7 protein-coding genes are annotated in these 9,125 nt (G+C 62.3%); all 7 read right to left on the minus strand.

Annotation, left to right across the window (positions count from 1 at the left end; translation table 11 throughout):
* Window positions 1-207: amino acid transporter (locus NTZ26_12315; protein MCX6561283.1), on the minus strand; the 207-nt coding region annotated here is incomplete at its 3' end.
* 435 nt (window positions 208-642) lie between these two features.
* Complete coding sequence (locus NTZ26_12320) at window positions 643-3,183, minus strand: C45 family autoproteolytic acyltransferase/hydrolase (protein MCX6561284.1); 2,541 nt, start codon at window positions 3,181-3,183, stop codon at window positions 643-645.
* A gap of 44 nt (window positions 3,184-3,227) precedes the next feature.
* A complete protein-coding gene (locus NTZ26_12325; protein ID MCX6561285.1) occupies window positions 3,228-4,391 on the minus strand; it encodes a hypothetical protein in 1,164 nt (387 codons plus the stop codon).
* 62 nt (window positions 4,392-4,453) lie between these two features.
* Complete coding sequence (locus NTZ26_12330; protein MCX6561286.1) at window positions 4,454-5,920, minus strand: S8/S53 family peptidase; 1,467 nt, start codon at window positions 5,918-5,920, stop codon at window positions 4,454-4,456.
* Window positions 5,921-5,939: 19 nt separating this feature from the next.
* Entirely contained in the window at window positions 5,940-7,766 is a 1,827-nt protein-coding gene (locus NTZ26_12335; protein ID MCX6561287.1) for a hypothetical protein, read from the minus strand.
* Entirely contained in the window at window positions 7,744-8,589 is an 846-nt protein-coding gene (locus tag NTZ26_12340) for an ATP-binding cassette domain-containing protein (protein MCX6561288.1), read from the minus strand. Before NTZ26_12340 ends, NTZ26_12335 begins: the two co-directional genes overlap by 23 nt.
* Window positions 8,582-8,956 (minus strand): GntR family transcriptional regulator, encoded by a 375-nt coding sequence (locus NTZ26_12345; protein ID MCX6561289.1) that lies wholly within the window; start codon window positions 8,954-8,956, stop codon window positions 8,582-8,584. Before NTZ26_12345 ends, NTZ26_12340 begins: the two co-directional genes overlap by 8 nt.
* Window positions 8,957-9,125 lie beyond the last annotated feature (169 nt).

Raw genomic sequence — 9,125 nt, forward strand, 5'->3', positions numbered from 1 at the left:
AAAGCTGAACATGCCGCCGACAACCCAGACGGCGATCACCAGAATCGGATAGGGGACGGCCACGGCGATCTCGGAGGGGGACAGGAAGATGCCCGATCCGATGATGCCGCCGATGACGATCATGATGACGTCCCAAAGGCCCAAGACGCGGGGCAGGCCGATCTTGGTTTTGTCGACAGGGGGAACGCTTTGGACTTCCTGGGCCATGTTGTCTCCTTGGAGGGGGGATTTCACTTTACGGAGGTCACGGAAGCCATTCTACCAATCTCAAGGAAAATGGCAAGACATTCAGTTCATCGCCCAATTCCGGGGAAGGCAGTTCGGAGCATCAGCCCGGCGGCTTCGGGCTCTACTCGCCTTTTCCCACAACTTTCCTCGGCGCCTCGGAACTCCGCATGCGAGATCGCCCCGGTCTTGGTGATCACCCACTCCGTCTCGTATCCGAAAGATTTTCGCGTGCTCAAACAGCCCTCGGCGGCCGCAGCTCTTCGCTGTCCTTGTAGGGACGTCGCTTCGAGAGTCCCCGCGAGGATTGGCTTCCCTCGGAGAGTTATGGAAAAAGGCGCCGCCCTCGCGATTTCGCCGTTGGCCGACACCCCGAACCGCCTTGGCTTCCCCGGAATTAGGGATGATCCAGATATTCTAGATCACGAACTCGTTTTGGCCCTTTTTCACCGCAAACGTCCTGTCCGCGCTCGAGGCGCTGACTTTGAGGATGAATTCCCCGTCCGATCGAACGGTCAGGCTCCACCGCGAACCGTCCGCGGCTGGCACGGCGTCAAGATCCACGACATGCCCGTTGAATCGATACCGCTCGCAGCCCAGGCGCTTATGGGCCTGGATGTCCCAGGTCAGCGTGTTCGCCGGCGCATCGGGCTTGAGGCCCAGCCCGAACTCGAGCAGGTAGAGGATCGGGCCGATCCCGCTCCAGCCGACGAAGTCCTTTTTCGCTTGATTCCCCGGCTCCGCCGCGTCGGGAGCGTAGTTTTCCCAGACCGTCCCCGTCTTGGCGAAGACCTGATAAGTCACGTCCAGGTCATTCCGGGCGAGCGAGCGGGCCGCTCGGTGGTAGCCGGCCTTCTCCAGCCCGCGCACGACCATGGTCGTTGTCGGCGCCCAAGCCGAGCCGCGCCAGTATTCGCCTTTGGGGTTGTAGAGCGGCTGGTCGGCGGCCACCGTGGGCACGGGATGCAGGCGGCCGAATGTGGCCGGCTTGTCGAGCTCGGCCGCCAAATGCGCGGCCCGCGACCCGTCCGCCACACCCGCGAGCAGAGCCCAGAACCCGGCCACCGACTTGATCGGCGCCCGCGTTCCGTCCAGCTTGAGGTCGTAGTAAAAAAGCTCGTCCGGGTCCCACATCAGCCGGTTGATCAGCTCGGCCAACGCATCGGCTTCGCGGTCAAAGACCTCGGCCTCGCCGCGCTTGCCGATCGTCCGGGCCATCTCCGCCATCTCGCGGGCCACAAGGACCATCTCGCAGGAAATGTCGACAATCTCGGCCCAGGCGAAAAGCGGATGATCGAGCCCGTCGAGGGTCACCTTGGACGGGATGAGGGGGGCCTGGCGTCCGATATATTGGACCGTGACGGGCGGGGGAGGATTGTCGATGTTAAATCCCCAGGCGCTGTAGAGGGGCTGGCCGGGATTGATCCAGACCTTGAAGTCCCGGCCCGTCGAGCGGTCGATCTCGCGGCAGATCTCGCCGTCCTCGTGCTGGCGGGCGTAGAAGTTGTCGAGCGAGGCGATGCCCGGGACGAGCGGGTGGGCGGTGTTGGTGAAAAAGGTCATGAAGCATGTGTCCCAGGCGAAAATATTCTGGTTGAAGGCGGCGTCGATAAATTGCGAAACGTAGCCTGTCGCGGCGGCCGGCTCGTGGAAGTTGCGGAAAGCCAGCTCCCAGGCCTTCCAGTACATGGCGACGTAGCCCGGCTGGTCGTCGAAGCGCGGCGAGGGGAGTAGGGTTTTCGTTGCGGCGAAGGTCGGCAGGGGCGAGGGGGCATAAGCTTTCTTGGCGAAATACTTGCCTTGCACTTCGCTAAATCCGAGAACTTGGAACGGTGCCACGTCGGGACGGCCGGGCGAGATGTGGAGCTCCGGTTTCTCGCCCAGGATCATGATGGTGCAGCCGTAGGTCCCGGCGTTGTTGATGCCCGAAGCGTGATTGCTGTACAAGGCTTTCAACTGATCGAGGTCGAGGACCGCCGATTTGTCGGTGAGCTTCCGACCGAGAAAAGCCAGCCGGGTGCAAAATTTTCCGTACTGGGCCAGGGTCGTGCCCTGCCGTTTCAGCATCTCGGCGAAGCGGGGGGTGAAGTCCTCGTTCACGATCGGGTGATTCGTGTGATATGTGAATTCAGACCCCTCGAAGGGGATAAACCGGCTCATCCGCCCGGCCGAGCGCTCGAAACAGGCAGCCTCCGTCGAGCCGCCGATCATATAGTTTTGCGGGGCGGCAGGCGGGATGTCGCCCAGAAATTTCGCCGCCTCGCCGTAGGTCCGCTGCCGCAGGAGGCCCCGGATGACGAAGGCCACGGGGAGGCCCCTCGGCGAACAGGCCAGTTGCGGGACGGCGTTGACGCAGACGCCGACCGACCGGCTGTTCATGCCGTTCAGGGCGATCACCCCCGGGATGGTGAAGACCAGAGTCTCCAGATTTTCTTTCTTATCCTTGATCCGCAGAACCGTCTGGAAGCCGTGATAGAAGCCGGGGATATCCTGGGTCTGGGAAACGAAAGCGGGAAATTCGGCTCTCTTGCCGGCCGCGATGGACGTGCATTTGTCGAGACCGATGTCCCGGTTCATGACCCAGACTTCGTCGATCAACTGGAAAGCGTACATCGTGTCGAAATCGACGCCGGCCCCGGCGGCGATGCCGCGGACCTCTTCCAGGAGACCGGGCGTCCAGCGCTCGATGGCGGGCTTGAAATCCGTGTAGGCCAGGAATTTCCGGATGAACTCATCCGCGGGCATTTTGTAGCTGTTGGTCAGATCCTCTTTCCAGCGCTTGACCAGCTCGGCGATTTCGGCTTTAAGCGCCGTACCATGGGCCAAGCCCATCTGATACGGCGTCCCCTCGAGGGTGACGATGCGGAGCTTGCCGTCCGCGGCGGGCGTTTGGGCTTGTCCGGCAAGGGGGACGAGGACGGCCAATAAGCAAATGACGGTGATGGCGGCGGAACGCAAACGCGATTTCATGGCCCGACTGTACCGCTCGGCTCGGGAGGGTGTCAATATCTGTAGAATCCGACCGAGCCTTGGCCGAAGTCGACGATCTCCCGGCCGCGCAGGGTTTCCTTCGAGCGCACTTCGAGCTTGATCTCGTGCCAGACGCCGCGCTCCGGCCGGGGCTCGGGGAATATCTGCAGAATGTATTGGGCCTGCCAGAGCCCCCCGTCGTATTCCGGGATCATATCGAACCGGACGATCTTTTCAGGCCGGCCGTCGAGCCGGACCTCGATGTCCTCCGCTTTCAGCTCGGGAGCGATCACCGTGGGCGAATTCTTCATCGCCTCCATCGCGGCGGCCATCTCCTTGGCCGAGACGCGCCCGTCGCCGTCGGCGTCGTACCGCAAAACGCGGGAGAGGGCACTGGGGCGGAACATGATGAAGACGGTCGCCACGGGGGCGTTCAGATCGAAGGCCCGGATGGCGTAGAGCTCGGTCCGGCCGATCGCGAAATCGTCTTCGCGGTCGCGGGTCAGGTCGTAGTCCCAGGCCCAGCGCTCCATCGCGTCGATGCTGTATCCTGCGCCGTTGACGTTGAGAACCGAGTAGACCCGGGCCGGGAGCAGGGCGTCGAACGTTCCGTCTTCCGCCGCCGGCACATAGAAGGATCCGACGGAGCGGAAGCCGTTGGGATGGAATTCCAGGTACGTGGAGCGCCAGCCGCCGTCCACGTAGCGGACCCGGCCGTGGAAGCGGGACCAGCAGAGAGGCGCGGTGCCTCGGGCGGCGATCCGGGCTCCCGACGCGAATCGGTAGGAGACCTGGGTGGCTGAGGGATATCGATCCTGGAGGACGACGGCGGCCTCGAAATTGCCGTGGACGACCTCGGCCGGAATCTCGGCCTGAACGAGCTTCGCCTCGCCGGCTTCGACGGCGTACGCCAGCGCGTACTTTCCGTCGGGCAGGCCCTTGCCGTAGAAAACGAGAACAGCGTCGATTTTGCGCTTGGTCGTTTCCGGCTTGTCGGGGGCCTTCCAGGGCGCCTCGGCCACGGGGGGATTGTAGAGAAGGACCTCCAAGCTGAGGCCGGGGAATCCGGTCAGAGGACTGACGGTGAAGGCGCGCGCTTCCGCGCCGGGCACGGTTTGCCCTGCCGCTGAAACGTCGGCGCTCCCGGCCAGCGCCGAAGCCGCCAGGACTAGACAAGCGATCGTTCTTGTTCGCATAGGGACAGATCCTTTCCGCCGGCTTTTATATGCGCCGCGATCGGATCTGTCAATAAGCGTCGTTAAGAGGTGCTTTTCTTCAAGGCCTCCAGGAGCCGGGCCGGGTTGACGATCGTTTTAAGCGTTTTGGGCTTGGTGTCGCCCAGGGCCATCTCGCGGATCGGGCCGGCGACCGCCCAGGCCCGGAAATCGGCTTCGCTGATCGTCTCGGCTTTCTTCCCGCTCAACCGGCTATAAGCTTCGGCCAGGGCCTTTTCCAGCGGGACGTCCGGGCTCCGTTGTTTCATGAACGCCATCCGTTCGTCGAGTATCTTTTCGATTTGCTTGGCCAGGTCGGCTTCGGACGGCAGGGTCCGGCGGGCGGGAATATCGACGGCATCGCCCGTCTTTAAAGCGGCCGCCCAAAAGAGCTCAGGGGTGATGTCGGGCTTGACCTGGCAGGCGAGCGCATAGAGGCCGGCGATATAGGGGATCGACCAGCTCCAGCCGCCCTGCCTGTAGAAAACATAGTCGTCGTTGCCGGTCGGGCTGGCCGTGCCGCGGGAGTCCATGGGGACGAGCAGGAGCTCCGGGCTCCCCGCCGTCATGGCCCAGAACTGGTTCGTCCACCAGAGGCCGTGTCGATAGAACGCAAATTTCTCCGGATCGGTCAACGGATCCCGGCCCAGGCCGTGGAAATTGAGCTTCCCGGCGTAGGTCGCGGAAAGCGACGAGGAAACGACGAAAATCCCGTCCTTTTTTGCCCGCTCCACGGCGGCGGTCACCTCGACGTATCCCTTTTGCCGAGGATCCCAGCCGACGGAGATGGAAATGACGCGAATCTTCCGGTCCGCCGGGAGGTTTTTGTTGATCTCCAGAACGCGGTCGATCGACTCGGCCAAGTATTGGAAGTCGAAAACGAATTGTCCGGATTCCACCGTTCCGTGGGTCTCGGCGATGTAGTAGAGATCGGCCTCGGGTGCGACGCCGACGGTCTTTCCGACCGCGATCGAGGCGACGGCCGGGCCGTGCATGGCTGCCGAGCTATCCCCGACGTGGATCTCCTCGTAAAGACGCAGCCGGTCCTTGTATTCGGCGTGATCGACAAGGAGGCATTGGTCGATGATGGCGATGCCGACGCCCCGGCCGGTGATCCCGCTCTTGTGGAGCGCTCGGACGCCAAGGCCCGGATTGATCCCTGCGGCCATGATCGCGGCCGGATCGAATCCGGCGGGAAGACTCTTCGGCCAGACGGTCTTGGAGTCGAAGTCTGCGTTGAGGAGGTCGGACAGCCGCCCCGCGAGGTCCAATCCCGAAAGGTCGCGGCTGCGCAGATCGACCTGCCAGCCGGCGGTTTTGGCGGGATCGTAGACGGGCAGAGCGTCCAGCTTGCCGCGCTCGGCGGCGAAGTCGGCGGCCGGGGGATGTCGAACGATGCCCTGGCCTTTGGGCGTCAGAGCCGTTCCGAAGGCAGATTCCTGGGCGGCGATCAGGGTCGCTAGGCCGAAAATCGCCGCGAGCGCGGCCAAAACCAAGGCGCATCTTTTCATGGTGTTTCCCTCCTTCCACCTATTTATACTTAATTTCCCGCAAGTCCGGGAAGGCGTAGACGCCGATGTGCCGGCCTTGGGTGATGACGACCCCGGATTCGAAGTAATCGAAACGGGTGTCGCGGCGCTGCGTGTTGATATCGGAGAAGCTGCGGACGAGCCGCATCCGGCCTTCGTTCAAGTCGTAGAAATCCAAATTCTTCTTGCTGCGCGAGCCGCCGACGAAGTAAGCCCGGCCGCCTTCCCGGATGATGAAGCCCCAGGCGTCATCTTCATTCTCCGTCCAGGTGCCGATGTCTTCGACTTCCAATGTCTCCAGGCTCAAGCGAACCAACTGCCGTCCCCGCTTTGCATAGATGAAAGAAATCGGGGCCGCGTCCAGTTCCCGCCGGTTGAACAGACCATCCATTGCGGAGAAGTCCTTCGCAGATGAAAACTCCTTCAACAGCTCGAACCCTTTGCCATTGTCCCTCAGAATGAGGGTTGGCTCGCGCCCCGTGAAGAAGAGGAGCCCATTGACGAGGCTCGGTATGTTGGGGGTTTCCAGGCGCCCCTTGACGAGGATTTCTTCGACACGCCCGTCCTCCCAGAGGCGGAGGGTGGATCGAAGCGCTTTGGCCGGAATCGTGCAGATCCAGAAGCGGACGCCGTTATGCACGCCCGTCCCGATCAGCATCGGATTCCCTCGTCCCAGCGCGGCGTGGGCGAAGACGCGGCGGTTCACTTTTTTCGTTCCTGCGTCCAGCGTCAGGAGCTGGACTTCGCCGGGACGAGACCCGTTCTCAAAAAATGCGATCGTCTGGGCGTACATCCACTGACCCCAGTACGAAGTTTGCTTCAGATCGAAATGATAGAGGGACTCGGCCTTTCCGGTCGCCAGATCGATCCGGTTGAAGTCGCCGTTATAGTCCTCGACGAAGAGGGACGAGCCGTCGTCCCAACCGAAGGCAAGGCCCGGCAGGCCGACCCGGATTTTTACGGGAGCCTCTTCGCTCCGTATCTTCGCCGAGCGGGAAACATAGTCATACTCGACGAGCTTCAGGCTTTTCGTCAGGTAGAAATGCTTCTGGGCGAAAGAATTGGTGAGGGCGCGGCCGCCGACGGCCGTCAGGACGCAGAGCGCCAGGCCGGCGGCGAAGGCGAAGCCGAAGCGCCGTTTGAAGCGAGCCGACCGTCGGATGTCGAACCGGCCGAAGGAGAAGAGAAGGGCGGCCACGAAAGGAACGACTGGAAGAATGATTTGGAGAAGGATAAGAGGGAACGAGAAGCTCCCCCGATAGGCGATGGCGTCCGGACGCGGAAAGGCGAACAATCCCGGGACATAGAGATCAACCATACCGGTTCCGGATCCCCACAGCAGTCGGAAAATAATCTCCGACGCCGCATACCAGCCTACGATCGAGGCAAGGCAGAGGACGATGAAGTTCTCGATCAGGACGGACAAAGATAGGGAGACCAGAAAAAGCGGCAATCCGATCCCCACGGCCAGCGCGGGCAGAAGGAGAGCCGAAGCAGGAATCCCGATCCTTATCGTCGCCATGGCGGCCAATACGAGGACGAGGAGTACGAGAAGCCGCGGCCCGGCCAGCCGAACGAGAAGCGCCATCCTGCCGTGAGGAAGCGAGAGGGCGTATTCCTCCGCTCGTTGGCCACGCTCCCGCCCAAAGAGGGAGGCCCCTAGAAACAGCGACCAGAAGACCAATCCCACTTCGAAGACGGGGATAAAAACCGCGCGATATGGCCCCGGCGCCCATTTGAGGAGGATGAGGGGGATCGGGAGGACGGCCGCGGCGGCCAGAAACCAGCCGGTCTGCTTGAGGACGTCAGCGAGCTCTTTTCTGAACATATGCGCCTCCGATGAAAGCCTTGACGATTTCGTCCAGTCCGATGTCCGTGAACGTCAGACCGAATTCCCGACGCCATTCTTCGCGGAAGGGATAGATGTAGCGATCCCTTCGGTACTCCGAAGCCGTCTCGAACAGTACCGGCAACGCCGGGGGGAGCGGCTCTTCGCCCGCGACCTTCTTGACCCGCGTCATCAGGACGTCCCGCCGCTCGTCGAGCACGATCCGTCCGGCGTCCATGATCAGAATGCGCTCGGGGATCTCGGCGGTGTCGGAGAGGGTGTGGTTGACCATGATCACGGCCGTTTTCAGCTCGTCCATGGCCCCGATCACGGTCTCCAGAAACTTCTCGCGCAGGAAGGGGTCGAGGCCATGGACGACTTCGTCGATGAGAAGGACGGCCGGCTGTTGAGCCAGAATGAGCGACAGGTGGAACAAGGTCCGCTCGCCGATCGAGAGATGGCGGATCTTGCGCCGCTCGTCGAAAACGACGCCCTCAATCGGCGGGCGTTCGGCGGATGCGATCCGGAAGACCTCGCGATGGAAGCGCCAGGCTTCCCGAAGCGTCCAGTTTTCGTAAAGACTCAGCCGATCAGAGACGAATCCGATCTTGGCCTTGTCCAGGCCGGCCCCGTAGACGACTTGACCCCGGTCGGGGACGATGGCCCCGGCCAGGCAGCGAAGCAGGGTGCTTTTGCCCGCGCCGTTGGACCCGGCGATCACCGCCGCTTCGCCGGCGGCGAAGGCGGCCGAGACGCCGTCCAGGGCAGCCCGTCGGCCGAACCGAACCGTCAGATTCTTGGCTTCCAGGATAGTTTCACTCATGGCGGGCGATCCTTTCGATGCTGCGGCGGACGTCGTCCAGGGAGGCCCCGAGCGAGAAGGCCTTTTCGAGATAGGCCTTGGTTTCCCCCTCGAGAATGCTGCGGCGGAGGCTGTCGAGATCGGGGGCCCTGGACTTGACCCAATTTCCGCTCCCGGGCCGGCTCTCGACGAAGCCGTCCTCCTCCAAGGCGTAGTAGGACTTTGCGACAGTGTTGGGGTTGAGCTTGAGGATCTTGGCCAGCTCGCGGATCGGCGGCAGACGGTCGCCGTCCGCAAGCCGGCCCGATAGTATCTCTATTTTTATGGCCTGAATGATCTGCTGATAGGAGGGGATCGGGGAGGCCGGATCGACGTTGAGTCTAAGCATGCCCTGGCTCCTTGTAAAGCGTATTAATAAGATAATACGCATTAACCGACTTGTCAAGCCCTCGGAATGGGAATTGCATATAATAGGGGCGAAGGCCATGGAACTCGTTAAGATCGACGACAACACCTGGGAGATCCCCCGCCAAGGTGCGATGCATGTCCCGGCCCGG

It is taken from the genome of Candidatus Aminicenantes bacterium (assembly GCA_026393855.1).
Classification (GTDB): Bacteria; Acidobacteriota; Aminicenantia; order Aminicenantales; family UBA4085; genus UBA4085.

Excerpts from the sequence above, each read along its gene's own strand:
- NTZ26_12345 (MCX6561289.1), bottom strand. The coding sequence starts at position 8,956 with ATGCTTAGACTCAACGTCGATCCGGCCTCCCCGATCCCCTCCTATCAG.
- NTZ26_12340 (MCX6561288.1), bottom strand. The coding sequence starts at position 8,589 with ATGAGTGAAACTATCCTGGAAGCCAAGAATCTGACGGTTCGGTTCGGC.
- NTZ26_12325 (MCX6561285.1), bottom strand. The coding sequence starts at position 4,391 with ATGCGAACAAGAACGATCGCTTGTCTAGTCCTGGCGGCTTCGGCGCTG.
- NTZ26_12330 (MCX6561286.1), bottom strand. The coding sequence starts at position 5,920 with ATGAAAAGATGCGCCTTGGTTTTGGCCGCGCTCGCGGCGATTTTCGGC.
- NTZ26_12335 (MCX6561287.1), bottom strand. The coding sequence starts at position 7,766 with ATGTTCAGAAAAGAGCTCGCTGACGTCCTCAAGCAGACCGGCTGGTTT.